This window comes from Collinsella sp. TF11-5AC (assembly GCF_003436775.1).
Lineage (GTDB): Bacteria > Actinomycetota > Coriobacteriia > Coriobacteriales > Coriobacteriaceae > Collinsella.
The window spans coordinates 171,488-197,781 of record NZ_QSQO01000002.1 but is presented as its reverse complement, the minus strand read 5'-3'; the positions used below and the strand labels follow the sequence as shown (position 1 = coordinate 197,781).

The window sequence follows — 26,294 nt, the reverse complement described above, 5'->3', positions numbered from 1 at the left end:
AGCCTCCCATTTCTTGTGTCCAAGAAATGGGAGGCAGTTCAGAAGCACCCCTGCGGAGGTTTTTATTTTCGCGGCGCGATTATCTCAATCTGTAACATCTAGGGCCCGAATTCCCGTCTAACTGTTACAGATCTAGACAAACCGTCTTTGCCCCTGACCTTTGTCTCAATCTGTAACAGAAAGGGAGCTTTTGTCCGCCTAACTGTTACAGATCGAGACAAAACAGCAAGGCATGCCGCTACATCGGCCAGAACCGCCACAAAGGTGCCTGTCCCTTTTGGTAGGTAGAATAACCCATAAGGTAAGTATGTTTCTGAGTTATTTCGTGTTGACCCATTTGAGCGGGATAGGGTATAACTCTACTCAACCGCTAGGGATTTTATTGAGAAAGGTGTTCTACCATGAGCAAGAACCTCTCCCAGCAGGTCGTTCTCGACCGCCGCGGCTTCGTCGCCGCCACCTTCGCAACCGTCGCCGGCCTTGGTCTTGCCGGCTGCTCCGACACCAGTACCGAGGCCGACAAGGGTTCCGCCGGTTCCTCCAAGAGCTCCGAGGATACCGAGGTTTCCGCCACGCTCGACGCCAAGGCATTCGACAAGCTCGTCAACGACGGCCCCAAGGCCGATGACGACGCCATCGCCGCCAGCACCTGGGCTACGGCCGTCAAGGATGCCGGCGTCTTTACGATCGGTGGCGTCCAGACCTCCACGCTCTTCTCCCTCCTCAACGAGAAGGACGGTCAGACCCGCGGCTTCGACGCCGGTATCGCACAGCTCCTGTCCAACTACATTCTGGGCGAGAACAAGGTCGAGATCACCCAGGTGACCTCTGACACGCGTGAGTCCGTCCTGCAGAACGGCCAGGTCGACGCCGTCTTTGCCACCTACACCATCACTGACGATCGCAAGAAGCTCGTCTCCTTTGCCGGTCCCTATTACTACACGCAGCAGGCCATCCTGGTGCTCGCCGACAACGACGACATCAAGAGCGTCGACGACCTGGCCGACAAGAACGTCGCCGTCCAGTCCGGGTCCAACGGCCCTGCCATCCTGGAGGAGCTCGCTCCCAAGGCCAGCCAGCAGGAGTTCAAGACCGACGAGGAGGCCCGCCAGGCACTCCAGCAGGGTCGCGTTGACGCCTACGTCATCGACAACAACATGCAGCAGAGCGCCCTAGTCCGCGAGCCCGGTAAGTATAAGATCGCCGGCAAGCCCTTCGGCAGCAAGGAGCCCTATGGCATCGGCCTGCCGCTCGATTCCGACGGCGTCGCCTTTGTCAACGACTTCCTTAAGAAGATCGAGGACGACGGCACCTGGACCGAGCTGTGGCAGATCTGCATCGGCGACCGCACGGGTGACACCAATGTTCCCGAGCTGCCCGAGATCGGCGCCTAGGCAACGCGCCTAGTAACGGCCGCAACGAAACCATACGGAAACGCACGGTGCGCTTTATTGCGCTAAACTGTTTCCTTACTGAGTTGTCGGGGCTTCCGTACACACGGGAGCCCCTTTCCTTATCGGCGGGAGGTCCGCATGAGTCTCTCCGAGCTCTGGTCGCTCTATGGCCAGAACTATATCGACGCGCTGCTCGCAACCTGGGGCATGACGCTTGAGTCGTTTGCCATCGCCATGGTGCTGGCCGTCGCCGTCACCGTGATGCGCGTGTCGCCGCTCAAGCCGCTGCGCGTCTTTGGCGACCTGTATGTCCAGGTCTTCCGTAACATCCCCGGCATTGCGTTGCTCATCATCGTCGTCTACGCATTGCCGCCGCTCAAGGTCGTCCTGCCCTACCGCACCTGCGTTATCGTCGCCACGGTGTTGCTGGGCTCGGCCTTTGGCTCCGAGAACTTTATGAGCGGCATCAACACCGTCGGCGTCGGCCAGGTGGAAGCCGCCCGCTCGCTGGGCATGAGCTTCAACCGCATCCTCGCCAAGATTGTGATTCCGCAGGCACTGCGCTCGAGTGTGCTGCCCATGACCAACCTCTTTATCGCCGTCATGCTCACCACCGCGCTCGGCAGTCAGGTGCCGCTTAAACCGCAGGAGCTCACTGGCGTGGTGAGCTATATCAACACGCGCTCGCTCGGCGGCGTCGCCGCGTTCTTTATCTCGGCGCTCGGCTACCTGGGCACGGCCTTTGTGGTGAGCCACATTGGCAACTATATCGATAAGAAGGTGAGGATCCTCCGATGAGCAAGCACTCCTCTCCCGCGCTCACCATGCGCGATGCGCTCTACGAGGCTCCCGGCCCCAAGATGCGCGCCAAGATTCGCATCGGCACCGCCATCTCGCTGGTTGCCGTCGTCGCACTCGTTGCCCTTGTGTTGCAGCGCTTTTATGTGACCGGCCAGCTTTCGGTTCACTATTGGTATTTCTTTACGCACCTCACCACCTGGAAGTTCCTGCTTGCCGGCTTTGAGGGCACCGTTAAGGTCGCACTCACCGCCGGCGCCATCGCGCTGGTGCTCGGCCTTGCCCTTATGCTCGGTCGCACCGGCGACATTAAGCCGCTGCAGCTGGTCTGCCGCGTGCTCACCGATTTCTTCCGCGGCGTGCCGAGCCTGCTGTTCATCTACTTCTTCTTTTTGGTGCTGCCCCAGTACAAGATCGCGCTGCCGTCGTTTTGGATGCTCACGCTGCCCGTCGCGCTCGCTGCAGCCGGCGTACTAGCCGAGATCTTCCGCGCCGGCGTCAACGCCGTACCGCGCGGCCAGGTCGAGGCCGCCCAGGCGCTCGGTCTCTCCAAGGCTAAAATCACCTTTAAAATCGTGCTGCCCCAAGCTATTCGCTTTATCATTCCGTCGTTGATTTCGCAGCTTGTGGTCGTCGTCAAAGACACCACCGTCGCCTACGTGGTGAGCTACCCCGACCTCATGCAAAACGCCCGCGTGCTCATTACCAACTACGACGCGCTCGTGTCGGTCTACCTGGTGATCGCGGTCATCTATATCCTCATCAACGTCGCGATCAACAAGGCCGCTGTCTACGTCTCGCACAAGACCGGCGCGACCATCATCCGCTAACGCTTTACCATTTCGAGTCATAAGGAGCCGAGCACCATGGCACAGAGCACCTCATTCACCGGCAATCAGCCGCTGATCGAGCTCAGGCACGTCGATAAGCACTACGGCGATCTGCACGTCCTCAACGACATCAATCTCTCGGTCGACCGCGGCGAGGTCGTCGTCGTGATCGGCCCCTCGGGCTCGGGCAAGTCGACCATGTGCCGCACCATCAATCGCCTGGAAACCATCGACTCGGGCGAGATCCTCATCGAGGGCGAGCCCTTGCCGCAGGAAGGCAGAGACCTTGCCCGCATGCGTGCCGAGCTGGGCATGGTGTTCCAACAGTTCAACCTGTTTGCACATATGACGGTACTGCAGAACGTCATGCTGGGACCGGTCGATGTGCTGGGCGTCTCCAAGGACGAGGCCCGCGAGCGCGCCATGGACCTGCTGAGCCGCGTAGGCGTGGCCGAGCAGGCCGACAAGGTTCCCGCACAGCTTTCGGGCGGCCAGCAGCAGCGCGTGGCCATTGCCCGCTCGCTCGCCATGCAGCCCAAGGCCATGCTCTTCGATGAGCCCACGAGTGCCCTTGACCCCGAGATGATCAATGAGGTGCTCGAGGTCATGGTGCGCTTGGCGCAGCAGGGCATGACGATGATCGTGATTACGCACGAGATGAACTTTGCCCGCCGCGTGGCCGACCGTGTCGTGTTTATGGCCGATGGCCAGATTGTGGAAACCGGCACGCCCGACGGGTTCTTCGACCACCCCCAGACCAAGCGCGCCCAGGACTTCCTCAACTCCATTAAGGGCCACTAGCCAGCCACCCCGTGGGACAAATCCATTGAAAGTGTTGTCCTACGTCTCTCATGCGCCCTGTCACCTTTAGATTCGAAAGCAACACCTATGATCGGAACTCGCACTTCATCGTCCTACACCCCACATGTCGACGTCGCCCCCACCGACCGCCCACTCATCCTCGTCGCGCCGCGTTGGGAAGAGGCAAAGCCGTTTTTAAGCGAGACGCTCTCCCCCAACGAGGAAATCGCAAGTGTCTTTGTCGATGCCATCCTTGCCGCCGGCGGCCTGCCGCTGCAGATGTCCATCACCGAGGACATTGAGGTCATCCGTCATTACGTCGATATCGCCGACGGCATCGCCATTCCCGGCGGCCCCGATGTCAATCCCAAACGTTGGGGCGGTGATCGACCCTACGACCCCACCCTCTGCTGTGAGATCCGCGATAGCTTTGAGTTTAAGCTGGTCGGCGAGGTGCTCCGCGCCAAAAAGCCGCTCTTTACCACCTGCCGCGGCACGCAGTTGCTCAATGTCGCCACTGGCGGCACTCTGTGCATGGACGTGCCGAGCCTGGGCGCTCGCGAGGGCCGCACACAGTGGCGCCATACCCACGTGCTCAACGATCCCGTGCACCCTGTCGAAGTCATGCCGGGCTCGCTGCTGGAGCGCGCGCTTGGCGGCCACAGACTGATCCAGACCAACTCAGCACATCACTGCTGCGTCGATCGTCTGGGTAAAAGCACGCGCTTGGTCGCCAAGGCAACCGACGGTATTCCCGAGTGCATCGAGGTCGAAGGCCAACCATTCTGTCTAGGCGTGCAATGGCATCCCGAGTACACGTGGAAGACGCTCGAAACCGACTTTAACCTGTGGAAGTCGTTTGTCGAGGCGGCGGCAAAGGTAAAGCAGGCCCGCTAGCTCGCGAACCACTCAGGTTAAAGCCTCCTAAGCCGGGGGGGGGCGGACACCAGCTACGGTGCCCGCCCCCCTGTATTTGATATGCTCGGTATGATTATCCCTCACAAACAATCAGAGAAATCTCGACCGCAATCGGTCGACAGTAAAGCAAATGATAAAAACGCTTGCTACGTTTATGAGGCAGTCAATTAAAATCGAGATGCATTGACCATTCCCCAACGGGGTCACGCCGCAAATCCACATGAGCATCGAGGCTGGAAGCGGAAGCATGGAATTGGCCCCGATCTGTATGTAGATCGCTACGACGTTGACAAGCAACAGCATGCCAATCGGACCGAAGCCGGACCCAAAATAGGAAACAACGATTACGCAAGAAACCACGTATGCAAGGCAGGCAGCGGCAGCAAGAACAAGTCGATAGCAAAATACATGCAGGTTGAAATACTGCTGAGCATCCGAAACGATTGCGCAGTTAAGACAGTACAAAACGACACTCGACAGGACAAACGCGCCCAAAAGGGCAAAAGAAGATAGCACCACTCGCGCAACGATAGCGCACACACGCTTCCCTCCCCGAGCCTCCGACAACCCCCACGGTTCCTCGACAAAGCCCGAACTGACAAAGCGCGGCACAATGCAAGCCGCGATGAACGGAAAGAACAATGCATGGGCCAACGGGGCTACGTTGAACAGCAGACCGCGAAAAACCTCTGCATTGCCAAATAGAAGGACATCCTCCGCCGATAGCCGAAGCGTCGGGTCTGGGAAAAAACCCAAGAAACTGTTCTCACGGAGGCTACAGAACCACATCGGGAAAGAATTAAGCTGCAATATCACCATGTACGTATAAATTACCAGGATTAAGGCGTACGCCCATTTGCTCACATGCTTCAATTCTGACTGGAGAAGTCTTTTAATCTGACGAGCCATTGAGCACACCCCCAGCGCGAAAGCTCAAGAGAGCGTAAATCAATACCGATAGACAGCTGGCTGCCACGCCATATCCCAGAAGCGTCAGCTGCCCCATATCGCTATACCCAAGGGCACATCCGACTCCAAGGTACGGCCCCGGAAGGAAGAAGATCCATCGCAAGGATGGTATAGGTGCCTGAAGGAAGGCTCCGTAGAGCGTCAAGCTCATGACAAATCCGACTATCACCACGGCCCCGCTCAATACAGCGCTGCCCGTTATCCGATAGATGGTCACCGTCTCCAGCGCAACCGATATCACCAATACGGCGTTGACTATCATTGCAGGCAAAAATACAGTTAGTATGTTGTGCGAGTAGTTATGCCCTCCACGTATTATGGCTATTGCAAAAAGAAGAAGGCAAAGCGCGCTATACGCTGCGCCAATTATTAAAGCAGACGAAAATGCATGGGCTAGAGCCCCATAAAAGCGGTTGAGACCTCTTGCCGAAGAAATTCGGTGCCCCTCTTTATAGCCATGCTCCTGTAAAAGCACCAAACAAACGATGAGTGGAACGAACAGGGATGTACCGGCAAAAGCGCTGCGCGCAAGGGACTCATCAGGCGCAGAAGGATCGATTGCATTCCAGAGGAAACCAATATCCTCCCCACAAACGCCATAGCCAAAGGCGAGCAACGTTGTTCCGTTTTTTAGAAAGATGCCGAAGAGAAGGCCGAACGCCAGCATAAGCGCAAGACCAAACTTCGCCGGAAATATCCTGTGCAAACGCATCATATCTGCCTTTATGGGATGGATCGCCCGCTTCATAGCGAGACCGCCTTCATCAAGCGCCTGTAATACTCTTTTAGGGACGACGCCTCATCCCTTATGACGGCCATCGATTCCTTTTTCAGCAGTTCGCCGTCATGAAGAAACAGGCAGCTTGTTGCAACCGATGCCAGCTCATCCAAGTCGTGGCTAGAGATAAGCATGGTTTTGCCCTGCTCCCGATTAAATCGACCGATAAGGGTCCATATACTCTCGATCCCCAGCGGGTCCAACCCGTTTGCTGGCTCATCAAAAATAAGCAGATCAGTGTCACCCAATAAAGCCGTAGCTATATCCAGTCGCCGTTTCATTCCCAGAGAAAAACTGCTCACGCTCTTTTTCTCATCGACGTCCAGCCCGACCAGGCCCAAGACGCGAGGAACCTCACGCTTCTCATCGAGCCCCCATTCCGCACATCGGATCCGAAGGTTCTCAGCCGCACTGAGAGATTGGTATGCTCCGCAGGAATCTGGCACATAGCCGACACGCGTCCGCATCAGGCTCAGCTCTTTTTTCGACTTGCCTCCAAAGAGCTCCACGCTCCCCGACGATGGCTCACAGAGGCCCAGCACTATTTTAATAAGCGTGCTTTTGCCCGCCCCGTTTGCACCAACAAGGGCGCAAAGCTCAGACTGATCCACCTCGAAGGAAACGTCATGCAAAACGCGCCGTTTCCCGTAGCGCTTTGACACCCTTGATAGCCTTATCGTTGATGCGTTCATTGGCCTCCCGTTCCGCTTGATAGCAAAACCGCTCATATCGTTCCTTCTTTACTTTATCGTTTTACATAATTGTTATTGTTTTTCGATAACACATATTTGTCAAGATAATCTAAAAGAAAGAACCCGTGTTAGACACGGGTCCCTTCACGCTGATATTTCGTTTTAGTTGTTCGCCTTAAGCTACTCGTCGCTCAAATCGACAGCAAAGACTGATGTCGGAAGCGACGCCTCATTGCCTCCGCCGTCCCGCATCTGCCTCACAACGTTTTTTGCACGCTCAACAATAAGCTCCTCAAGCTCTTTCTCACTCACGCGCTGAATAATATCTCCCGGTTGACAATCAAGCTCATCACAGATATCGAGGAGCGTCTTTAGGCGAATAGCTTTTATCTTTCCGTTTCTAAGCTTTGAAATATTAGCCGGAGTATGCCCCGTCGCCCGAATCAGATCAGCACTGGTCTTTCCGGTCTTAAGCAGCTGCGTCTCAAGCTCGATGATGAGATAGCTCATGTTTCCTCCTACACAAGCTCGTCAGACTGCTCTTGGAGCAGCGAGGCATAACTCCAGATCGCCGAGATAAACAAACAGACAACTGCGCCGATAAACGACCCCGCATCAAAGGTAGCGCCTTGGCAAATCTCAATAACGAAGGAATGAGGCACGATGTAAAGCTCCAGTCCGCCAATGGTGAGATTGACCGATCCATAGGCACCAACAAGCGAAACCGCGGCGTTAACAGCAAAGGCAAGCGCGAGAACACGGATAAGCCGCACATGCGTCTTGGTAAAGGGCGAGACGCCTCGCGAGATGTTACGGCTGATCCCGCACAAAACGACAAGCGAAATACCCACGACGAGTGCCAGGCACAGTCCGCTTGGGATAACGATGCACCCGCCATTGAGAAGCGTCACGACACCGAAAGAATCGACAGAAGCAACGTTTGCAACCGCATACCAGATCACGTAAACAACCAACGCGGCAAAAGCGACGAGCATCCCTGCAAAAACGGTTGCCATGCAAAAACCAAGCTTCCTGATTTTTTCGCCCGCCTTGGCCATACGCTGAACGCTGTTGGACATACACTCACCCTCATCGACTCTATCGTTATTCGAACAGTTTATCGAACAACGATATGGATTGCATGCGGAAAGCCCCGCCAGTGCACATAGCCCATTCACTAATCAGAAGGGGTGAGAGTGGATTTTGGACACGTATCGAACGAGAGTGGATAATCTCCCACTTTGAGGCCGCCACCGGGCCTAAAACGGGAGATTATCCACTCTCATAGCCATCAAAGCTCGCGAGCTCTTACTCGGCCACCTCGCGCAGGGCCGACATCGTAGCCGCATATTGCTGCTGCAACGCATGCATTCCCGCGCGAGCGCCGTCAACGGCATCGGCGCCGCGCAGCGCCTCGGTCACCACGACCGCCGGCTCGTACAGGTTATCGAATCCCAGGTTCTGGCTCACGCCCTTGAGCGTGTGAGCTGCCATAAACGCTTCCTTGGCGTCTCCTGCCGCCATGGCGGCCTCCAGCTTGTCCATGCTCTCGTCATCCAAAAACTTGAGGGCAAAGCGGGCAAGCATCTCTCGCCCATCAGCCGAGCGCACGCGTCATCATAATTGGCGCCGATCTTCTCATACGCCTCACGCATGGAAATCATGGATTAAAACTCCTTTGGTCAAACTAAATCGTAGGAAGCGCAACGACCTCGGCAGGGCGCGCCAATGTTTCGGCAATACGGTCTTGCACCTCGAGCAGACAGTCGAGCAGCAGCGGGTTAAAGGTGCCGCACTTACCGTCCAGGATCATCTGGATCGCCTCCTCGTGCGGGATGGCATCCTTGTACACGCGCACGCTCGTCAGCGCATCGTATACGTCGGCCACCGAAACCACCTGTGCGGCGATGGGGATATCGTCGCCCTTAAGGCCATCGGGATAACCCTTGCCGTCCCAGCGCTCGTGGTGCCAACGCGCAATCTGGTACGCATATTCCATAAGCGCATTGCCGGCGTGATGGCGGCCCAGCTCATGCAGCATGTCGGCGCCGATCGTGGTATGCGTCTTCATAATCTCGAACTCCTCGGACGTGAGGCGCCCGGGCTTGTTGAGAATCGCATCGTCAATCGACATCTTGCCGATATCGTGCAGTGCCGAAGCCAGGGCAATCGTAGAGCGCTCCTCGTTGTCGAGGGAGATGCTGTCACTACGGTGGACCAGGCAGCCAAGCAGCAGCTCGGTCAGTTTCTCGATGTTCGTAACGTGCCTGCCGCTCTCGCCATTGCGGAGCTCCATGACGCCGGCCATGATGTCGATGAGCATGCGGCTGTTCTTGACGCGCTCGTTGTACTGCTGAGACAGCAGGCTCGTCAGACGGCGTTGCTTGGCATACAGGCGGATGGTGTTGCTTACGCGACGGCGCACGACACGGGAGTCAAACGGGCGGTTGACATAGTCCGAGGCACCAAGCTCATACGCACGCAGCACCACTTCGTCGGAATCTTCGCTCGAGATCATGATGACGGGCAAATTGTCAATATTCGATCGACGCGACAGATCGCCCAGCACCTCAAAGCCGTTCATGCCCGGCATGACAATGTCCAGCAGCACGAGCGACAACTCATCGCCATAGCGGTCGACCATGTCGAGCGCCGCGCGACCGTTATCGGCCTCGAGGATGCAATACTCGTCCTTGAGCATCTCGTTGAGAATGGCTCGGTTCATCTCGGAGTCATCGACAATAAGCACCGTAGGCTTTTCGCTTTGGAAGGCCTCGATGGATTCGGCATCGGTCACGACTGTACCGGCTTTTGCCTTAGCGCGGCTCAATAATTGGACAGCCTGGCTAACACCCTCATCGACCGTTTCGCCATTAATGCGAACGCCACCAACGCATGCCGTCAAGCTAACGCGCTCATGCCCCGGAATAATCGTGGAATGAACGGCATCGGATACTTGACGCAGGCGACGGGCAAAGTCATCAGAGGGAATATTGGGCATGACGGCCACAAACTTATCGCAGCCAAAACGCACAAGCTCGTCAGTCGAACGAACACCGCTGCGTATGGCCGTCGCCACGGCACCAAGCGCAAGGTCGCCGGCATGGCGGCCATACGTATCGTTGAAGGCCCTAAAATCATCAAGGTCGATCATGGCCACGCCGGCCTGCATACGGGCGCTACGAAGCTTTTCCTCGTAATATCGGCGATTGCGCACGCTCGTCAGCACGTCGGTGTAGACAAGGTCCTCTTCTGCGGCCTCTTGTTCATCAATCGGACGCACCATCAGCAGGACGTGAGGCTCGCCCTCGACCTTCAGAGGACGCAGGCGAGCGCGGTACTCAACGCCATCGTTGAGCAGCTGTTCCGACACCTCATCGGAACCTGCCGCCAAGGCCTCAAGACTTGACTGGCGCAGACAGGGACACCGATCGCCGGCGAGCAGGCAGTTGGGATCGCCCTTAATCTGGTCGACCGACAGCAAACGTACCACGGGGTAGGTCTTCGCGACACGGGCGACCTCGGCGGCAGCCTCCTCGTCGGTTAGATTGGCCTCGTGATTATTGAGCATAGGGGGCCCTTTCAGTAGTTTTGCTTGGTAGCAGTGGGTGCCAAATGTTACAAGGGTAGCACCTTGTCGATGCAGGTACACACGTGAATACCGTTTCTTTTTCATGAGCTGGCAGACGGTAGGGCTGAAGCCGCAGCCGTAAGGTTCTGGGCGCATCTGTTAACACGGTCGAAATGTTTACGGGAAAAGCCCGTTTTGATTATTGCGGCTGCTAGAACCCTAGGACGCCACGGACGGCCTGGGCAGCCGCTACCGGTCGATCGCGCAGCCCGTTGTGCGCGCCGGGGACCGTTACGAGCGGACAGCCCAAAAGCTCAGCCGACGCTCTCGTGCCCGCTTCGCGGGGCGTGCCAATCGAGAGCTCGCCCAAAAACACGGCGGCCACCGTTTTCGATGCGCGGACGCGATCCCAATCGGGAACGCAGGTCATAATGATCCCGTATTCGTTTGCCATAAAGCTGCGGCCGTTGCGCAGGGCATGCTTGGCTTCCGCCTCGGTTGTCTTGGGAGCTTGAGGATCCGAATCACCGATGGCACTCAGGAAGGCTCTTAATGCCCTCGAGACCTTTCCCGCAGCAATCATCTCGAGCAAAACCGGGGCCGTGCCCAGGCCAGCGCCCTCGTTTGTCACGGCGGGTTCGTGCAGCATCGCGCGCGAGACAATGGCCGGGTTTGTACGGAGAAGCTCCAGGGTCACCAGCGTACCGGCGCTGTGCGCGAGGACATTTGCCGGGGCGCCGACATGCTCGATAACGGCCTGCAGGTCGGCGGCCTGGGCGGCGAGGTCGTAGCGCCCGTCCGCGGCATCGCCGCTCTCGCCGCAACCGCGGCGGTCGTAGGCAATTACGCGATAGCCGCAGGCGAGCTCGCGGGCGATCCCGTCAAAAAATGTGCCGTCGACGCAAGCGCCGTGCACGCACACCAAGGCAGGCGCATCCGACGGCACGCCCGGCTCGGCAAACTCGCGACAGGCAATCGTGGTGCCCGCATTCTCGACCGTAAAATCCATGTTGTGCCCCATCGTCTTGTGCCTTGTTAACACATGAACTGTACCCGACCCGAAACCTTTCATATCGTGGGCATCGAGGGCAGAATGAAAAACGAAACCTGAAGAGCACAAGCCCAAACCAGACTTTGGCGCCGATGCTATGCTTAGGCATAACTGTCCCAAGGAGCATATGTCTATGTCTACGTTTTTAAATGCCAGCCCCATCTTTGGACCGGTGCGCAGCCGCCGTCTGGGCCTTTCGCTCGGTGTCAACATGATGCCGGCATCGGGCAAGATCTGTACGTTTGACTGCATCTATTGCGAGAACGGTCTCAACTCCGAGCGTCCCTGCCACGAGTCGTATAACTCGGCCGCCGCGGTACTCGACGCACTCGAGGCCAAATTGCACGAGATGGCAGTCGAGGGCGAGCTGCCCGATGTAATCACGTTTGCCGGCAACGGCGAGCCCACCGCCGCACCGGAGTTTCCGCAGGCCATCGCCGGCGCCGTCGCGCTTCGCGACCAGCTGGCCCCGAACACCAAGATCGCCGTGCTCTCCAATGGCACGCGCGCTGACCAGCCCGCTGTGCACGATGCGCTCATGATGGTCGACGACAACATCCTCAAGCTCGATACGGTCGACCCGGCTTTTATCCAGCTGCTCGACCAGCCCGTTGGCCCCTACGACGTCGAGCACCAGATCGAGACGTTCGCGAGCTTTAACGGCCATGTCATTATCCAGACGATCTTTTTGAGCGGCGAGTACCAGGGCAAGCTCCTCGATAACACCGGCGAAGCGTATGTTGGCCCTTGGCTCGCGGCGCTCGAACGCATTCGCCCGCAGGAGGCGACCATCTACACAGTGGCGCGTGAGACACCGGTCGCCGGCCTTGCCAAAGCGGCGCCCGAAGCGCTCGATGCCATTGCCGTGCGCGTGCGCGCGCTCGGCATCCCCTGCCAGGTGAGCTACTAGCGGATCCGCACAGTCGCCCAGGGTAGTCTTTTTGGGACGGAACTCTGCGGGTGGGCTATACTAGCTGCGAAAGAAAGGAAGTTAGCCATGTTTGACAACGGACCCGTGCCTGGCCGCAACGACGCCTGCTGGTGCGGCAGCGGCAAAAAATATAAGAAATGCCATAGCGCCTTCGATGAGCGCCTCGAGCGCCTGTGGGAAGAGGGCTGGGAGGTTCTGCCCCGCACGCTCTACAAGACGCCCGCCGATATCGAGGGCATCAAGCGCTCGGCGGCTATCAACGTGGGCGTGCTCGACTACGTAGGCGAGCACATCACCGCGGGCATGACCACCAACCAGATCGACCAGATGATCTACGACTACACCGTCGAGCACGGCGGCACCCCGGCCGACCTCAACTATGAGGGCTACCCCAAAAGCGTGTGCACCTCGATCAACGATGTGGTCTGTCACGGCATCCCCTGCGATACGGACGTGCTGCACGAGGGCGATATCATCAACGTGGACTGCTCCACGATTCTGGACGGCTACTTTAGCGATTCGAGCCGCATGTTCTGCATCGGCGAGGTCTCGGCCGAGCGCCAGCGTCTGGTCGACGTCACTCGCGCCAGCGTGGAGGCGGGTCTGGCCGCCGTCAAGCCGTGGCTACCGCTGTCCGTGATGGCCGAGGCTGTGCAAAAGACGGTAGAGGACGCCGGCTTTAGCGTGGTGCGCGAATACGGCGGACACGGCATCGGTAAGGAGTTCCACGAGGACCCGTTTGTGGGCTTTACCACCGAGGCACCCGATGTGGACACCATCATGGCCCCGGGCATGGTCTTTACCATCGAGCCTATGGTCAATGCCGGAGCGCCCGACATCAAGATTAGCAAGGGTGACGGTTGGTGCGTGCGCACCAAGGACGGCAGCGATTCGGCCCAGTGCGAGGTACAGCTCGTGGTGACCGAGGACGGCTACGAGCTGCTGAGCTGGTAGCCGTGGATGCGCCGGATGCTGACGGGCACGCTCGTCTAGCATCCGGCGTTTTTGTTTGAACGTTTTGCCTGATAAAACCTGCCAAAATAAACCTGTCCCTTTTTGGCGGGTCAAGCGGAAAGGACTGCTTGTGAACATCTTGGTTTTGCTGCCCGTCAACGACCACCACCGCGCAATTCTTGAGTCGAGCGCTCCGGGCGAGGACTTTATCTACACGAGCGCCGACGCTATCACGCGCGAACAAGTCACCAACGCCGACGTGATCTTGGGCAACATAGACCCTGCCCTACTTACCGCATGCGAGCACCTCCAGCTGCTGCAACTACAGACCGCGGGCTATGACGATTACTTGGCCGCCGGCACCGTGCCAGCCGACGCCAAACTGTCTTGCTCGGTGGGCGCCTACGGCCAGGCCGTGAGCGAGCACATGTTTGCCATGGTCCTTTCCGTGATGAAGCGCCTGCCCGGCTATCACGACTTGCAGCGCGAGCATCGCTGGGAGGATTTGGGGCCGGTTACCTCGCTCAAAAATGCCAACGTGCTGGTGCTGGGCGCGGGCGATATCGGCGGCCACTTTGCCACGCTCTGCCGCAGCATGGGCGCACACGTCCGCGGCATCAAGCGCCATCCACTCGTCTACCCCATTGTGTTTGAGGACATGGACGGCATGGATGCCCTGCCCGAGCGCCTGGCCGAGGCTGATATCGTCGCATCCTTTATGCCCAGCACACCCGAGACCCGCGGCCTGGCGAACGCCGAGTTCTTCGCCGCGATGAAGCCGGGCGCCTTCTTTGCCAACGGCGGCCGCGGCGATCTTGTGGTCGCCGACGACTTGGTTGCCGCCCTGGAGTCGGGACATCTTGCCGGCGCTGCGGTCGACGTCGCCGACCCCGAGCCCCTGCCTACGACAAGCCCCCTGTGGGATGCGCCCAACATGCTCATCACGCCGCACGTCTCCGGCTGGTTCCACCTGGCAGCCACGCTCAACAACGTGGTCGACATCGCCGCGGAGAATCTGCGTCACCTGCAGGCCGGCGAGACCCTGCGCTGCTGGATCGAACACTAAGAATTACGCCGTTTTGCAAACGGCGTAATGAGCCGACGCTGCGAGCCCGTCTGGACGACAATCTGCCTTTCAACTTCGGCGGCATGACCAGAAGGTCAATGCCGCCTTGTTTCAAGGCACCTTGCTCGCCCAGACGGGCTCTCGCTGACTTTTGTTCAACCTGTAGGGACTGGCTGGCGCGGCCCTGCCTGGGGGCATTCGCTGACTTTTATTCGACCTGCAGGGTCTTCAAATTGCTAGAGCGTTGCTAAGTAATTCTTTGCGTCTTCTACGCTCATTGCTGCGACGGGTGCGTGTGAACAGAGTTTGACATCGTTGGTGACCAGTAGATCCGCCTGAGCACGTATCGCTGCCGCAATGATTAAATCGTCTTCGTAATCGCTATGGAGCTCACGCTGTCTGCTCGCCATCCATATGTCACTCAGGTCGCAGGGTACCGACGTGGCAAGTTGCGACAACACGTCGAGGCAATCCCATGCAAGTGATGTCGACGCCACGGCAGCATCTTGAGAAAGCGAGCCGTGCTCTCGCCGATACCATGCCTTATGTTCGCTTGAAATCAAATAAAACAGGTCTTTGGACGATGTCGCCGCATACAGCAAATCAACCTGCGCCGTGCATGCATCGCGTAAAAACTCAATCGCCACCGAACGACCACGTCGTGAGGGAATGAAGTAATCGAGCCACACGTTGGTGTCAACCAAGATGCGCTTTGGAGTCTCACTCATAGAGCCAGCTCATCTCCTCGCCATAGCGATCCGCATAGGCATTCCGTTTGAGCTCTTCGTCGTCCGATGGCTGAGCCTTGACCATATCGATTCCCGACTCACAGCAAGCGGCAGCGAACAGCTTCGACCCCTGATCCATAAGCTCGAGCTTACGTTTGGCGGCCTTTTCGCGCTCGCGCTGTTCCGCCCGGGCACGACTGGGCAGCAGGATATCCTCGAGCGCACCGGGGCGATCGGCCAGCGATGCTGCAAGCTGCCAGAGCGCTCGCACCGCTTGGCTCGGCGTCATACCGGCCTTGGAGAGAGCGGCGTCCCCACTCCTTTTAAGATCGGCATCGAGACGTACGTTGATCTGAGCGGCTGTTGTGGTCATGACCCCTCCTTAATACTTCAAAATATCATAAAGCTCTATGGTAGATACGTAAAGCATGTATAGCATTTATAAGCATTAGCCGTACTCTGTACACAAAAAGCCGCCGAGGCGCACTGCACCTCGGCGGCCACGTATCGCAGATCTAGTTCGGTTTCACCCTTTGCATTCGCCCAGATAAAACCTGCCAAAATAAACCTGTCCCTTTTTGGCAGGTTTTAGAGTTCCGCGCTTTCGGCGCCGTTGATGGTCAGGTCACGCTTGTAGAAGGCGGTGAGGGCGCGGATGGCGTACATTACGTCGCGCACGCCGCCGGTCTCGTAGCTCGAGTGCATGGCAAGCTGCGGCAGGCCCACGTCCACGGCATGCATGCTCGCCTGCATATTGGACAGATTGCCCAGGGTAGAACCGCCGGCCATATCGCTCTTGTTGGCAAAGGCCTGCGTGGGCACGTCGGCGTCATCGCAAATGGCCTGGAACACCGCGCGGCTAAAGGCGTCGGTGCAGTAGTGCTGGTTGGCGGCCTCCTTGATGACGATGCCGCCGTTAAGCACAACCTGGTTGCGGGCGTCGCACTTCTCGGCGTGGTTGGGGTGCACGGCATGCGCGTTGTCGCAGCTCACGAGCATCGAAGCGGCAAGTGCGCGGTGGTACGACTCGTCATCGAAGCCCAGCGACCCGTTGATGCGGCGCAGCGCGTCGGCCAAGAACGTCGACATGGCGCCCTGCTTGGTCTCGGAGCCAACCTCCTCGTTATCAAAGCAGCAAAAGACCGAAACGTCGTGCGCATTCTCGGCACCCAAAAATGCCTGCAGCGAGGTGTAGGCGCAGGCCAGGTCGTCGAGCTTGGGCGTCGAGATAAACTCGTCGGCCCAGCCCCAAATACGCGCATCCTGTCGGTTGACCAGGAACAGGTCGCGGCCCAGAATCTGCTCAGGCTCAACATCCAGTTCGTCAGCGATCAGGGCATCAAAGTCACCCTGCTTAAGATCGCCAGCGCTGATGAGCGGGCACAGATCAACGGCGCGATTGGGAGCAAAGCCCTCGTTAACGCCGCGGTTCATATGGATGGCAAGGCTCGGAATGATAGCGACCTCGCGCTCGGTGGCGAGCAGGCGGCTCTCAATACGGTCGCCCTCGCGCACCAACACGCGGCCCGCGAGCGCCAACGGGCGGTCGAACCAGGTGTAGTCGATCATGCCGCCGTAGGCCTCGGTGTTCAGGCGCAGCGTCTCGCCCGCGCCGTCGAGCTCGGGCACGGCCTTGACCTTAAACGTCGGCGAATCGCCGTGCGACGCCGTGAGCTGAAAATGGTAGTCGCCGGCAACGCCGTCCTCGCCCCATGTCGCGGCCAGGTCCTCGCCCACCTTAAAGGCAACGACGCTCGAGGTGTTGCGCTGCGTGTAATAACGCCCGCCCGGCTCGATGTCCCACGCCGCATTCTCGGGCAGGTAGGTAAAGCCCGCCTCGTCGAGCTCGGCCATAATGGTCGCTGCCGTATGGAACATGCTGGGGCATGCCTCGATAAAGTCGATAAGGTCGTTGGCAGCCTCGATATCGTCGGCCGTCACGTGCGCGCGCTCGGGCGTTTCCTGATCCGTCATGCTCTCCCCTTTCGCTGGGTTGATGGTCCCCTCCAGCATACCCCGCCACGCCAGCGTCGCACTCTTCATTCCATGCTTAGTTCCGCGCCGCTCACCAAGTTGAGTCATCATGCCCGCGCTCCTTTTGCGACAATTGCACCAACAGGACGAGAGGAGCCGTCATGAAGCCACGTAACATTGCCATCGCCTGCGGTGCCGCGGGAGTCGCCGTCGGCCTTGCCGCTGCCACCGGTATCGTTTATCACAAGCAAATCAAGTCCGCCGCGTCGCTCAAACGCTTGACCGGCTACGCGGATGGCTATGACCTGTACGTAATCGACATCGTCTACGACTACGATCTTGATCGCATCATCGCCGCTGGCGTGCGCGACGACCAGGCCTACATCGATGCCGTGGTGGCGCAGGCGCTCCCCGGCGTGCCGGCACATGTCCAGGCGCCCCAGTTTGCCTGCAGCGCTTTTGTCGCCGTGGATGCCGAAGGCCGCGTGCGCACCGGTCGCAATTACGACTTTAAGGACGACACCTCAGCGCTGCTGGTGCGCAATCACCCGCGCGACGGCTATGCCTCCATCGGGTTTGCCGCCCTCAATAACCTGGGCGATAACACTCCGCTTGACTCCGTCGCCGGACGCGCCGCCGCACTCATGGGCTCGTTTGCCCAGCTCGATGGTGTTAACGAATGTGGCGTGTCCATTGCCGTACTCACCCTGGATTCCAAACCCTGTGACCAGGACACGCAGCGCCCCGTCATCAACACTTCGCTCGCCATCCGCCTGGTGCTCGACCGCGCGGCTACCACGCAGGAGGCCGTCGACCTGCTTTCTGCCTACGACATGCACGCCATGGCAGGACGCGATTACCACTTCTTTATCAACGACGCCGCCGGTGACGCGCGGGTGGTGGAGTGGGATCCGCGCGACCCCGACCGCGCATGCAAGGCGACGCCCGTGCGCCAGGTTACGAACTTCTACGCCTGCTATGGTGCCGAAGTGCTACCCAACCAAAAGAACGGCGAACTGGGCCATGGCAAGGAACGCGCCATCGCCATCGCCGATGTCCTCGACGCCCATGTCGGTGCCCAAGACGAGGCAGTCGCTTGGAAGGCCCTGCGCGCTGCGGCGCAAGAGCCCAATCCGGAAGACATCACCAGCAACACGCAGTGGTCGGTCGTCTTTGACAATACCGAGCCCGCTGCCGCCATCACGCTGCGCCGCCACTGGGGCGACGTCGACGCCTTCGCGCTGTAAGGAGCTGGCACCGTCGTCCTTACGCTCGCCTGACGTTGCTTACATTTCTATACATTTGAGCTAACACGTTTTACCTCCGCATCAACAGTGTGCGGGGGTAAACTTATGCGCATGTTATAACTTGCCCGGAAGGATTCATCATGCTCAGGATCGGTCTTCTTACCAGTGGCGGCGACTGCCAGGCGCTCAATGCCACCATGCGCGGCATCGTCAAAACGCTCATGACCAATAGCGAAGAGCCTATCGAGATCTATGGTTTTGAGGACGGCTACCAGGGCCTCATCTACAGCCGTTTTCGCGTGATGACGCCGGCAGACTTTAGCGGCATCCTCACCCGCGGCGGCACCATCCTGGGCACGAGCCGCACGCCGTTCAAGCGCCTGGACACTCCCGAGGCTGACGGCGTCGAGAAGGTGCCCGCGATGGTCCACACCTATCACAAGCTGCAGCTCGACTGCCTGTTTATGCTGGGCGGCAACGGCTCCACCAAGACTGCCAACCGGCTGCGCGAAGAGGGCCTCAACGTTATCGCCCTGCCCAAGACCATCGATAACGACACCTGGGGCACCGAGATGACGTTTGGCTTTACGAGCGCCATCGACGTCGCCACCAAGTGCATCGACGACATCCACACTACCGCCTCGAGCCACGGCCGCGTGTTCGTTATCGAGATCATGGGCCACAAGGTTGGCTGGATCCCGCTGTACGCCGGCGTCGCGGGCGGCGCGGACGTCATCCTGATTCCCGAAATCCCCTACGACATGGATAACGTCATCAAGACCATCGAGCATCGCATGGAGACCGGTAGCCGCTTTACCATCGTAGCCGTCGCCGAGGGCGCTATCTCCAAGGAGGACGCGGCGCTGTCCAAGAAGGAGTACAAGAAGAAGCTCGCCGAGCGCACGAGTCCGTCGGTTGTCTACGACATCGCCAAGGAGATCGAGGCCAAGACCGGTCGCGAGACCCGCGTCGCCATCCCCGGTCACACGCAGCGCGGCGGTCAGCCCGACGCCCAGGACCGCATCTTTGCGACCCAGTGCGGCGTCGAGGCAGCGCTTGGCTGCCTGCGCGGCGAGTTTGGCTACATGATTGCCCTGCGTGACGGCAAGATGTGCCACATGCCGCTCGAGGAGGTCGCCGGCAAGCTCAAGTATGTCGATCCCCAGAGCGATCTAGTACGCGAGGCCAAGGCGTTGGGCATCAGCTTCGGCGACGAATAGCCTCGGCTGGAATCCACCCCATCGGGCCCTCCGACCCCGCCCGACGTATTTCGATTTGGCTCCTCCCTTGACTCCGTCAAAGGTCGCCAATCGAAATCGTCGGGCGGGGTCGGAGGGCCCTGCGTTTACATACTCGCCGGGGCTATTCGTCTTCTTGCTGCGGGTGCCTGGGCTGGAATTGAGTTGCGGTGAAATAGTTCCTGCTTAGTCCGCAAATGGCTGAATCCAAAAACTATTCCACCGCAACTTACTGAGTGGGGGCTCTTGGCTGCTACTTGCACTGACATTTGTCCTGAAATGGCTGGTCGTTAGGGATTGCTACCGGTAGTTGCGGTAGGGTTGGGGCAGATTCTAACTAGAAATGGTGGTCGCTACCGGTTGTTCTCGGCATACTCGGCTCATTCGATTCGACCATCAAACGAAAGGAACCACCATGGATCTTGCGATGGCGCAGCGCCTCGTCGATCGCCGTAAAGCTGCCGGCCTTTCTCAGGAGGCGCTTGCTGCCCAGCTGGGCGTAAGCCGCCAGGCTGTTAGTAAATGGGAGCGCAGCGAGTCCTCGCCCGATACCGATAACCTTATTGCGCTCGCCGCGCTGTATGGCGTGTCGCTGGATGAGCTGCTGTATGGGGAGGCGGTGGCTAGCGCTGATGACTCACAGGCTGATGATGAGGCGCAGAACAGCAACGCCGGCACCAAAGCTTCAGATAAGGCTGAAGAGGCTGAGGCTTCTACTGAGCACGCTGATTGCAGCGATAAGCCACTTGTCGATATTTCCCTCGCGCGCGGTATCCACGTCATTGATCCCAATAAAGGCGAGGAAGTCCATGTTGGTTGGAGCGGCATCCATGTGACCAACGAGCGCAAGGGCGAAGAGGTGCATGTGGGGCCGGACGGCGTGCATATCGATACGCTTGAGGACGATGGACATAGCGTACGCACCAATGACGACGGCACCGTCACCATCGACGGCGAGACGTTTTCCAGCTGGAAGGAAGCACACGACAAGCTCGACCATCATGGCAAGCATTTCCACACCAAGGTCGGACGTGCATGGAACAAATTCCCCTTCCCCGCACTTGTCACTCTCGCCTATCTGGTGCTCGGCATTGTCTACGGCACATGGGGCATGGGGCTTTTCCTCGTCTTTCTGGTTCCCGTCTACTACGCGATTGGTGACTTCATCGATCGGCGCCACCTGTCTAAGCTGATCGAGGCCATCTACCCGGCAGCCGCCATCGCTTGGTTCCTCTACATGTGGCTCTGTTTGGGACAGCCCCATCCTGCATGGATCATCCTCATCACGATTCCCGTCATAAAGGCGCTCATGCGCTGGTGCCGCAAACAATGGAAGCACCGCAAACAGGCCTAACACGCTCCGACCCACCAGCACCCAACCGCCCCCGCCCTTCTCCTAAGTTGCGGTGAGATAGGGACTGTTTTGAGGCTCCAAAGCGCCAAACAGTCCGTATGTCACCGCAACTTACAAACAACTGGGTCAGTTCCGGCACGGAAATTAGCATTGAGCTGACCGCGCGCCACGAAAAGGGGCCATCTACTACGTTTAACTCGATGGGGCCAACCATGACCGCCTTTTTCGAAAATCGACAGGCCTTCTACCTGCGGTTTTATTTTTCGTTTTCCCGGCATGGTTGAGGGTATCCAATTAAACGTAGTAGATAGGCCCGTTTTGTGGCATACGACCCATTCAAGCCCAATCTCGAAGGCTAAAGAGAGCCTCTCATCCACGCCTGCGGGCAAAAGATAGCAAAGCAACGAACGCCGGGTCGCCCGTAGGTGCCCGGCGTTTGCCCAGATAAAACCTGCCAAAATAAACCTGTCCCTTTTTGGCAGGTTACTCGGCGCTCTTGAGGGCGCCGACCATGTCAATCTTGTTGAGGGTACGGTTGGTGGCGAGGTTGACGATAAACGTAAAGCCAAAGGCCAGAAGCACGGATAGCACGTAGCTCAGCGGCTCGACCTCAACATCAAAATACAGCGACGGCATCTGCAAAATGTAGGTAAAGCTCTCGGCCAGCAAGCCACCCAGCGGCACGCCCAGCGCAGCGCCGATCGCCGTGAGGACCAACGTCTCCTTGTTGACGTAATGGTGCACCTCACCGCGACGGAAGCCCAGCACCTTGATGGTCGCCAGCTCGCGTTCGCGCTCGGAGATGTTGGTGTTGGACAGCGTAAACACCACCACAAACGACAGACACGCCGCCATAAAGGTCACGAGCACCACGACAGAATTGATAATCGTAAAGTTCGCCTCATAGTTTTCCCAATGCTCGGCCGTACTCGAAATCGTAAGCCAACCGTCACTCTTAAGATTCTTGCTAAACGCAATCTGGTCGGCCGACGAACCCTTAAGCAGCACAAAGACGCCGTTAAGGCGCGCGCTTCGACCGAACGTGCGCTCATAGGTGCTCTGCGTCATATAAAGCGTGTTGCCCAGATAGTTGAGCGAAATGTCGCTGACTTTGACCTTGGCAACATTGAGCGACGAATCCTGGACGTGAGCCGTATCGCCCGGCTGAATCCCCAGCACCAGCTGTGAACTTTTGCTCAGATACACGTCTCCGTCACGCAAAGGCAGCGGTTCTTTGGACTCGTCCTCAAGGCGAACGTAGTCGTCCAGATCGTTCGTGCGGTCATCGGGCACCACGATGAGCTGCACGGTCTCGCTCTTGCCGCCAAACGTAAAGGTAACGTTGTCGGTCATAATTGGCAGCGTCGAAGTCACGGTCACGTTGAAATCATTGGCCGCGCTGCGCTCATCCAATGCCGCGCACGTCTGCGAAAAATCGTCGGGATTGGCGACCGCCAGCAGGTCGTAGCGCGTGATATGCCCGTACTGTTTGGGCGAAAGCGCCACCGACGTGTCGCGAATACCCATACCGCAGATCACGAGTGCTGTGCAGCCGGCGATACCGAAGATGGTCATAAAGGCGCGCTTTTTGTAGCGGAACAGGTTACGCGCCGCCACCTTGTTTAAGAAGCCCATGCGGCGCCAGATAAAGCCGATGCGCTCAAGCAAGATGCGAGAGCCGGCGCGTGGGGCTTTGGGACGCATGAGCGAGGCTGGGGTCTCGGCCATCTCGTGGCGGCAGGCGATAATCGTAGCGCCCACCACGCCCACGGCAAACAGCGCCACCGAGACGATTGAGGACACGATGTCGTACGAAAGCAACATCTGGGGCAGCGAGTACATGTCGTCGAACACCGTAAACAAGAACAGCGGCAGACCCAAAAATCCGATGATATTGCCGAGCACGCCACCGATCAGACACGCCCACAGCGAGTAGTCCACATATTTGGACAGGATACGCCCGCGTGAATAGCCGAGCGCCTTGTACAGGCCAATAAGCGTGCGCTCCTCCTCGACCATGCGGGTGGCGGTGGTGAGACTGATAAGCACGGCGACGATAAAGAAGATGAACGGGAACACCGTGGCGATGGCCTCGATCGAAGAACTATCGCTCTCGACGCTCGAGTAGCTTGCGATATTGCCGCGGTCCTGGATGTACCAGGTGCATTCGCCCAGGTCGGAGAGCTCGGCGCGGGCATCGGCGAATTGCTGGTTGGCGGCGGCACGGCGCTGGTCCAGGTCGACCTGAGCCTGCGCACGCTCCTCGCTGCCCTCGGCCATGCGATTGATGTTGTCCTGCTCGATCCCAAAGACCATATTCGCCTGACGCTCAGCCGCGTCCAAGCTCGCCGGTGTGTCGACCGTCAGCTCCTGGGCGCGCGCCTTCTCACGCTCCTCGCGGATCTTCTCGATATTGCCCTTGACCTCATTGATCTTTGCCGAGTAGGCATCCGAATAGGAGTTGAGGCTCTTGGCTCCCTCGACGACCACGTGGACAGCGGAGTAGGAAGAAGATGTCGCGGCATCCTCGCTCACGTAGAACTTGTAGTCCGCAGTCGAAGCAGCGCGAAAGGCGTTGACTGTCGAGTCGGAGCTCACGTCGGTAGGATCGAGAACCTCGGCCGTGATGGTGTAGTCCCCATCGGCAAACTGGTCCTTGGCGCTTTGGTTCGACGAGCTCGCATCGTTGGCGGCAAAGCTCACCGTATCGCCGATTTTCTTGCCCGAAGCCTTCAAAAAACGTGAGGTCACTGCCACTTCGCCCGAAGTCTCGGGCAGCTCGCCGCGTACTAGCACCGGTTGGTCAATATTCTCTTTGGAGAGGCTCTGTACGACGACACGCTCGCGCGTCGTACCCACGGCGGTATAGGCGGTCTCGGTATAGATGCCCTCGGCCGTCTCGACGCCATCGACCTCTTGGATCGCGGCAAGATCGTCATCGGTCAGACCATAGGTCGACTGCACGTTGATGTCATAGACATTCTGCTGGTCAAAATAGGCGTCGACCGAATCACACAGGTCCTCGCAGCCCGCCTTAAGGCCGCACATGACGCTCACGCCAAGCGCGGTGATCACGACGATAGACAAGAAGCGTTTGAGGCTGCCGCGAATCGTGCGGTAGATGCCACGGCGAAAAACCGTCGGCACCATATCGTTTGAGCTTTGGGCGGTACGGTAGGTCGTAAAATCCTGCTCGCGCTCCGTGTTCTGCGCGTCGCGGCGTTGACTGTTTTGGCGGTCCTGATTCATGGGCGCTACCACTCGATCGTCTCGATAGGCACAGGATTTTGCTGGATCGTCTCGCTCTCCACGCGGCCGCTCTTAAAGCGGATCAGGCGATCGGCCATGGGCGCCAGCGCAGAGTTGTGGGTGATGATGATGACCGTAATGCCTTGCTTGCGGCAAGTGTCCTGTAGCAGCTGCAAGATCTGCTTGCCGGTTTTGTAGTCGAGTGCACCCGTAGGCTCGTCGCACAAAAGCAGCTTGGGGTTCTTAGCCAGCGCGCGGGCGATGGATACGCGCTGCTGCTCGCCGCCCGAAAGCTGCGCCGGAAAGTTAGCGAGGCGGTCGCCCAGGCCAACCTGGCGAAGCGTTTGCTCGGCATCGAGCGAATCGGGGCAGATCTGCGCCGCGAGTTCGACGTTCTCAAGCGCCGTCAGGTTAGGGACCAGATTGTAGAACTGAAAGACAAAGCCGACGTCAGCGCGACGGTATTCCACAAGCTGAGCCTCGTTGGCAGAGCTCACGTCACGCCCGTCCACCGTCACGGTGCCAGAAGTTGCCGTGTCCATGCCGCCCAGAATGTTGAGGGCCGTGGTCTTGCCGGCGCCCGAAGCACCCAGAATGATGGCGAGCTCGCCGCGCTCGACCGTAAAGCTCGCGCCGTCGAGCGCGTGGATGCGGGCGTCGCCCTCGCCGTATGCCTTGATGACGTCTTTGAATTCGATATAGGCCATCGATTAATTCCCATCTGGTCGGATAACTCTTTAGTATTACCCATTTCGCACCGACCAAAAAGGGACAGGTTTATTTTGGCATGTTTTATATGGGGAAACGGCAGCTATAGATGAGGCGCCGGGGAGGCCGAGAAATCATCGACGGGGTCAGGCCGACCGCCAAACACAACGCACGCATCTCAATCTGTCAGCCAAATAATTCGAACAGCTGTTCGTTTCTATGATATGATTCAACTATCTAAGCAGGCCAATACGCAGAAAGGCGGCCAACATGGCGTTCGACTTTAAGAAGGAATGCAAGGAGCTCTACAAACCTGCAAGCAAGCCGAGCATCGTAACAGTCCCGCCTATGAGCTACGTTGCCGTTCGCGGAAAGGGCGACCCAAATACCGAAGGTGGCGAGTATCAAAACGCCCTGCCGCTACTTTACGGCATCGCCTATACCGTCAAGATGTCGAAGAAAGGCTCAAGGAGTATCGAGGGCTATTTCGACTTTGTGGTACCGCCGCTCGAGGGTTTCTGGTGGCAAGAGTCCCCGAGCGGCGGCATCGATTATGTACGCAAGGACAATTTCAACTTTATCTCGTGCATCCGCCTGCCCGATTTCGTCACCCGAGATGACTTTGACTGGGCAGTCGCGGAAGCCACGACCAAAAAGAAACTGGACTTTTCCGCCGTCGAACTGCTTAAAGTTGACGAGGGTCTCTGCGTTCAATGCATGCACACCGGGCCCTACGACAACGAACCGGCGACCGTAGACGCTATGCATGAATACACGACCGAGCTGGGCTATGTTCCCGACTTCTCAGACACCCGTTTACATCACGAAATCTATCTCTCCGATCCACGCAAATGCGCACCGGAGAAACTTAAGACCGTGGTTCGTCATCCTATCAAGCGCGCTGAATAGCGTGGGGCGTCATTTCACGCGCTAGGTTTTAAGCCGGCCAACCAGCCGCCTCCTAGGCCGTCCGGTAATTATCTTGACGCGGCCCGTCGCATCTTATAAGTTTGTTTTGCTAAAGCTGGAAAGCCTCTCAACGA

General features: G+C 58.4%; 25 protein-coding genes. 12 read left to right on the top strand and 13 right to left on the bottom strand.

Annotation, left to right across the window (positions count from 1 at the left end):
- The first annotated feature begins 401 nt into the window (after positions 1-401).
- From DXD16_RS02165 to DXD16_RS02145, 5 genes are all read left to right on the top strand, one after another.
- Positions 402-1,394: a glutamate ABC transporter substrate-binding protein gene (locus DXD16_RS02165; RefSeq protein ID WP_117654979.1), complete on the top strand. Its 993-nt coding sequence runs from the start codon at positions 402-404 to the stop codon at positions 1,392-1,394.
- Between the two features lie 138 nt (positions 1,395-1,532).
- Entirely contained in the window at positions 1,533-2,192 is a 660-nt protein-coding gene (locus tag DXD16_RS02160) for an amino acid ABC transporter permease (RefSeq protein WP_006234894.1), read from the top strand.
- On the top strand, positions 2,189-3,022 hold the full coding sequence (locus tag DXD16_RS02155) for an amino acid ABC transporter permease (RefSeq protein WP_117654978.1): 834 nt from the start codon (positions 2,189-2,191) through the stop codon (positions 3,020-3,022). Before DXD16_RS02160 ends, DXD16_RS02155 begins: the two co-directional genes overlap by 4 nt.
- 36 nt (positions 3,023-3,058) lie before the next feature.
- A complete protein-coding gene (locus DXD16_RS02150) occupies positions 3,059-3,823 on the top strand; it encodes an amino acid ABC transporter ATP-binding protein (RefSeq protein ID WP_117654977.1) in 765 nt (254 codons plus the stop codon).
- An 87-nt stretch (positions 3,824-3,910) separates the two neighbouring features.
- On the top strand, positions 3,911-4,720 hold the full coding sequence (locus tag DXD16_RS02145; protein ID WP_117654976.1) for a gamma-glutamyl-gamma-aminobutyrate hydrolase family protein: 810 nt from the start codon (positions 3,911-3,913) through the stop codon (positions 4,718-4,720).
- 111 nt (positions 4,721-4,831) lie between these two features.
- On the opposite strand, the gene DXD16_RS02140 is transcribed toward DXD16_RS02145, so the two are convergent.
- The 8 genes from DXD16_RS02140 to DXD16_RS02105 form a co-directional block, all read right to left on the bottom strand.
- The gene (locus DXD16_RS02140; protein ID WP_117654975.1) at positions 4,832-5,650 is read right to left on the bottom strand and encodes a hypothetical protein; all 819 of its coding nucleotides are present in this window, start codon (positions 5,648-5,650) and stop codon (positions 4,832-4,834) included.
- On the bottom strand, positions 5,634-6,458 hold the full coding sequence (locus tag DXD16_RS02135; RefSeq protein ID WP_117584142.1) for a hypothetical protein: 825 nt from the start codon (positions 6,456-6,458) through the stop codon (positions 5,634-5,636). Before DXD16_RS02135 ends, DXD16_RS02140 begins: the two co-directional genes overlap by 17 nt.
- Positions 6,455-7,216, bottom strand: a complete 762-nt coding sequence (locus DXD16_RS02130; protein ID WP_117654974.1) for an ABC transporter ATP-binding protein — start codon at positions 7,214-7,216, stop codon at positions 6,455-6,457. The genes DXD16_RS02135 and DXD16_RS02130 overlap by 4 nt, the downstream gene beginning before the upstream one ends.
- Before the next feature lie 144 nt (positions 7,217-7,360).
- The gene (locus tag DXD16_RS02125; RefSeq protein WP_089572320.1) at positions 7,361-7,690 is read right to left on the bottom strand and encodes a helix-turn-helix transcriptional regulator; all 330 of its coding nucleotides are present in this window, start codon (positions 7,688-7,690) and stop codon (positions 7,361-7,363) included.
- A gap of 8 nt (positions 7,691-7,698) precedes the next feature.
- Positions 7,699-8,238, bottom strand: a complete 540-nt coding sequence (locus DXD16_RS02120; protein WP_147326439.1) for a hypothetical protein — start codon at positions 8,236-8,238, stop codon at positions 7,699-7,701.
- 250 nt (positions 8,239-8,488) lie between these two features.
- Entirely contained in the window at positions 8,489-8,767 is a 279-nt protein-coding gene (locus DXD16_RS02115) for an Hpt domain-containing protein (RefSeq protein ID WP_117654972.1), read from the bottom strand.
- 100 nt (positions 8,768-8,867) lie between these two features.
- Complete coding sequence (locus DXD16_RS02110) at positions 8,868-10,751, bottom strand: HD domain-containing phosphohydrolase (protein ID WP_117654971.1); 1,884 nt, start codon at positions 10,749-10,751, stop codon at positions 8,868-8,870.
- A 211-nt stretch (positions 10,752-10,962) separates the two neighbouring features.
- Entirely contained in the window at positions 10,963-11,760 is a 798-nt protein-coding gene (locus tag DXD16_RS02105) for an alpha/beta fold hydrolase (protein ID WP_158567805.1), read from the bottom strand.
- 175 nt (positions 11,761-11,935) lie between these two features.
- Between DXD16_RS02105 and DXD16_RS02100 the strand changes: the two genes are divergently transcribed.
- From DXD16_RS02100 to DXD16_RS02090, 3 genes are all read left to right on the top strand, one after another.
- Positions 11,936-12,712, top strand: coding sequence for a radical SAM protein (locus tag DXD16_RS02100; protein ID WP_117654970.1), 777 nt, complete (start codon positions 11,936-11,938; stop codon positions 12,710-12,712).
- An 87-nt stretch (positions 12,713-12,799) separates the two neighbouring features.
- Positions 12,800-13,687, top strand: a complete 888-nt coding sequence (locus DXD16_RS02095) for a methionyl aminopeptidase (RefSeq protein ID WP_117654969.1) — start codon at positions 12,800-12,802, stop codon at positions 13,685-13,687.
- Between the two features lie 130 nt (positions 13,688-13,817).
- The gene (locus DXD16_RS02090) at positions 13,818-14,753 is read left to right on the top strand and encodes a D-2-hydroxyacid dehydrogenase (protein ID WP_117654968.1); all 936 of its coding nucleotides are present in this window, start codon (positions 13,818-13,820) and stop codon (positions 14,751-14,753) included.
- A 236-nt stretch (positions 14,754-14,989) separates the two neighbouring features.
- Here DXD16_RS02090 and DXD16_RS02085 read toward each other — a convergent pair whose 3' ends face one another.
- The 3 genes from DXD16_RS02085 to DXD16_RS02075 form a co-directional block, all read right to left on the bottom strand.
- Positions 14,990-15,481, bottom strand: coding sequence for a PIN domain-containing protein (locus DXD16_RS02085; protein WP_117654967.1), 492 nt, complete (start codon positions 15,479-15,481; stop codon positions 14,990-14,992).
- On the bottom strand, positions 15,474-15,854 hold the full coding sequence (locus DXD16_RS02080) for a translation repressor RelB (protein ID WP_117584152.1): 381 nt from the start codon (positions 15,852-15,854) through the stop codon (positions 15,474-15,476). The genes DXD16_RS02085 and DXD16_RS02080 overlap by 8 nt, the downstream gene beginning before the upstream one ends.
- Before the next feature lie 215 nt (positions 15,855-16,069).
- Positions 16,070-17,455 carry a M18 family aminopeptidase gene (locus DXD16_RS02075; RefSeq protein WP_233502581.1) on the bottom strand — a complete coding sequence of 462 codons (1,386 nt, stop codon included), beginning with the start codon at positions 17,453-17,455 and terminating at the stop codon, positions 16,070-16,072.
- Positions 17,456-17,616: 161 nt separating this feature from the next.
- Here DXD16_RS02075 and DXD16_RS02070 point away from each other — a divergent pair, with 161 nt between their 5' ends.
- The 3 genes from DXD16_RS02070 (at position 17,617) to DXD16_RS02060 (ending at position 21,294) form a co-directional block, all read left to right on the top strand.
- Positions 17,617-18,702 carry a linear amide C-N hydrolase gene (locus DXD16_RS02070; protein ID WP_117654966.1) on the top strand — a complete coding sequence of 362 codons (1,086 nt, stop codon included), beginning with the start codon at positions 17,617-17,619 and terminating at the stop codon, positions 18,700-18,702.
- Positions 18,703-18,842: 140 nt separating this feature from the next.
- Entirely contained in the window at positions 18,843-19,922 is a 1,080-nt protein-coding gene (locus tag DXD16_RS02065; RefSeq protein ID WP_117654965.1) for a 6-phosphofructokinase, read from the top strand.
- Between the two features lie 433 nt (positions 19,923-20,355).
- On the top strand, positions 20,356-21,294 hold the full coding sequence (locus DXD16_RS02060; protein ID WP_117563855.1) for a helix-turn-helix domain-containing protein: 939 nt from the start codon (positions 20,356-20,358) through the stop codon (positions 21,292-21,294).
- A gap of 483 nt (positions 21,295-21,777) precedes the next feature.
- Here DXD16_RS02060 and DXD16_RS02055 read toward each other — a convergent pair whose 3' ends face one another.
- Positions 21,778-24,543: an FtsX-like permease family protein gene (locus DXD16_RS02055; RefSeq protein WP_233502580.1), complete on the bottom strand. Its 2,766-nt coding sequence runs from the start codon at positions 24,541-24,543 to the stop codon at positions 21,778-21,780.
- 5 nt (positions 24,544-24,548) lie between these two features.
- The gene (locus DXD16_RS02050; RefSeq protein WP_117629924.1) at positions 24,549-25,250 is read right to left on the bottom strand and encodes an ABC transporter ATP-binding protein; all 702 of its coding nucleotides are present in this window, start codon (positions 25,248-25,250) and stop codon (positions 24,549-24,551) included.
- A 271-nt stretch (positions 25,251-25,521) separates the two neighbouring features.
- Here DXD16_RS02050 and DXD16_RS02045 point away from each other — a divergent pair, with 271 nt between their 5' ends.
- Positions 25,522-26,160, top strand: coding sequence for a GyrI-like domain-containing protein (locus DXD16_RS02045; RefSeq protein ID WP_117654964.1), 639 nt, complete (start codon positions 25,522-25,524; stop codon positions 26,158-26,160).
- Positions 26,161-26,294 lie beyond the last annotated feature (134 nt).

Excerpts from the sequence above, each read along its gene's own strand:
- DXD16_RS02080 (WP_117584152.1), bottom strand. The coding sequence starts at position 15,854 with ATGACCACAACAGCCGCTCAGATCAACGTACGTCTCGATGCCGATCTT.
- DXD16_RS02115 (WP_117654972.1), bottom strand. The coding sequence starts at position 8,767 with ATGCTTGCCCGCTTTGCCCTCAAGTTTTTGGATGACGAGAGCATGGAC.
- DXD16_RS02135 (WP_117584142.1), bottom strand. The coding sequence starts at position 6,458 with ATGAAGCGGGCGATCCATCCCATAAAGGCAGATATGATGCGTTTGCAC.
- DXD16_RS02155 (WP_117654978.1), top strand. The coding sequence starts at position 2,189 with ATGAGCAAGCACTCCTCTCCCGCGCTCACCATGCGCGATGCGCTCTAC.
- DXD16_RS02050 (WP_117629924.1), bottom strand. The coding sequence starts at position 25,250 with ATGGCCTATATCGAATTCAAAGACGTCATCAAGGCATACGGCGAGGGC.
- DXD16_RS02150 (WP_117654977.1), top strand. The coding sequence starts at position 3,059 with ATGGCACAGAGCACCTCATTCACCGGCAATCAGCCGCTGATCGAGCTC.
- DXD16_RS02085 (WP_117654967.1), bottom strand. The coding sequence starts at position 15,481 with ATGAGTGAGACTCCAAAGCGCATCTTGGTTGACACCAACGTGTGGCTC.
- DXD16_RS02125 (WP_089572320.1), bottom strand. The coding sequence starts at position 7,690 with ATGAGCTATCTCATCATCGAGCTTGAGACGCAGCTGCTTAAGACCGGA.
- DXD16_RS02160 (WP_006234894.1), top strand. The coding sequence starts at position 1,533 with ATGAGTCTCTCCGAGCTCTGGTCGCTCTATGGCCAGAACTATATCGAC.
- DXD16_RS02105 (WP_158567805.1), bottom strand. The coding sequence starts at position 11,760 with ATGGATTTTACGGTCGAGAATGCGGGCACCACGATTGCCTGTCGCGAG.
- DXD16_RS02055 (WP_233502580.1), bottom strand. The coding sequence starts at position 24,543 with ATGAATCAGGACCGCCAAAACAGTCAACGCCGCGACGCGCAGAACACG.
- DXD16_RS02145 (WP_117654976.1), top strand. The coding sequence starts at position 3,911 with ATGATCGGAACTCGCACTTCATCGTCCTACACCCCACATGTCGACGTC.
- DXD16_RS02070 (WP_117654966.1), top strand. The coding sequence starts at position 17,617 with ATGAAGCCACGTAACATTGCCATCGCCTGCGGTGCCGCGGGAGTCGCC.
- DXD16_RS02045 (WP_117654964.1), top strand. The coding sequence starts at position 25,522 with ATGGCGTTCGACTTTAAGAAGGAATGCAAGGAGCTCTACAAACCTGCA.
- DXD16_RS02075 (WP_233502581.1), bottom strand. The coding sequence starts at position 17,455 with ATGACGGATCAGGAAACGCCCGAGCGCGCGCACGTGACGGCCGACGAT.
- DXD16_RS02060 (WP_117563855.1), top strand. The coding sequence starts at position 20,356 with ATGGATCTTGCGATGGCGCAGCGCCTCGTCGATCGCCGTAAAGCTGCC.
- DXD16_RS02095 (WP_117654969.1), top strand. The coding sequence starts at position 12,800 with ATGTTTGACAACGGACCCGTGCCTGGCCGCAACGACGCCTGCTGGTGC.
- DXD16_RS02140 (WP_117654975.1), bottom strand. The coding sequence starts at position 5,650 with ATGGCTCGTCAGATTAAAAGACTTCTCCAGTCAGAATTGAAGCATGTG.
- DXD16_RS02165 (WP_117654979.1), top strand. The coding sequence starts at position 402 with ATGAGCAAGAACCTCTCCCAGCAGGTCGTTCTCGACCGCCGCGGCTTC.
- DXD16_RS02120 (WP_147326439.1), bottom strand. The coding sequence starts at position 8,238 with ATGGCCAAGGCGGGCGAAAAAATCAGGAAGCTTGGTTTTTGCATGGCA.
- DXD16_RS02100 (WP_117654970.1), top strand. The coding sequence starts at position 11,936 with ATGTCTACGTTTTTAAATGCCAGCCCCATCTTTGGACCGGTGCGCAGC.
- DXD16_RS02065 (WP_117654965.1), top strand. The coding sequence starts at position 18,843 with ATGCTCAGGATCGGTCTTCTTACCAGTGGCGGCGACTGCCAGGCGCTC.
- DXD16_RS02130 (WP_117654974.1), bottom strand. The coding sequence starts at position 7,216 with ATGAGCGGTTTTGCTATCAAGCGGAACGGGAGGCCAATGAACGCATCA.
- DXD16_RS02110 (WP_117654971.1), bottom strand. The coding sequence starts at position 10,751 with ATGCTCAATAATCACGAGGCCAATCTAACCGACGAGGAGGCTGCCGCC.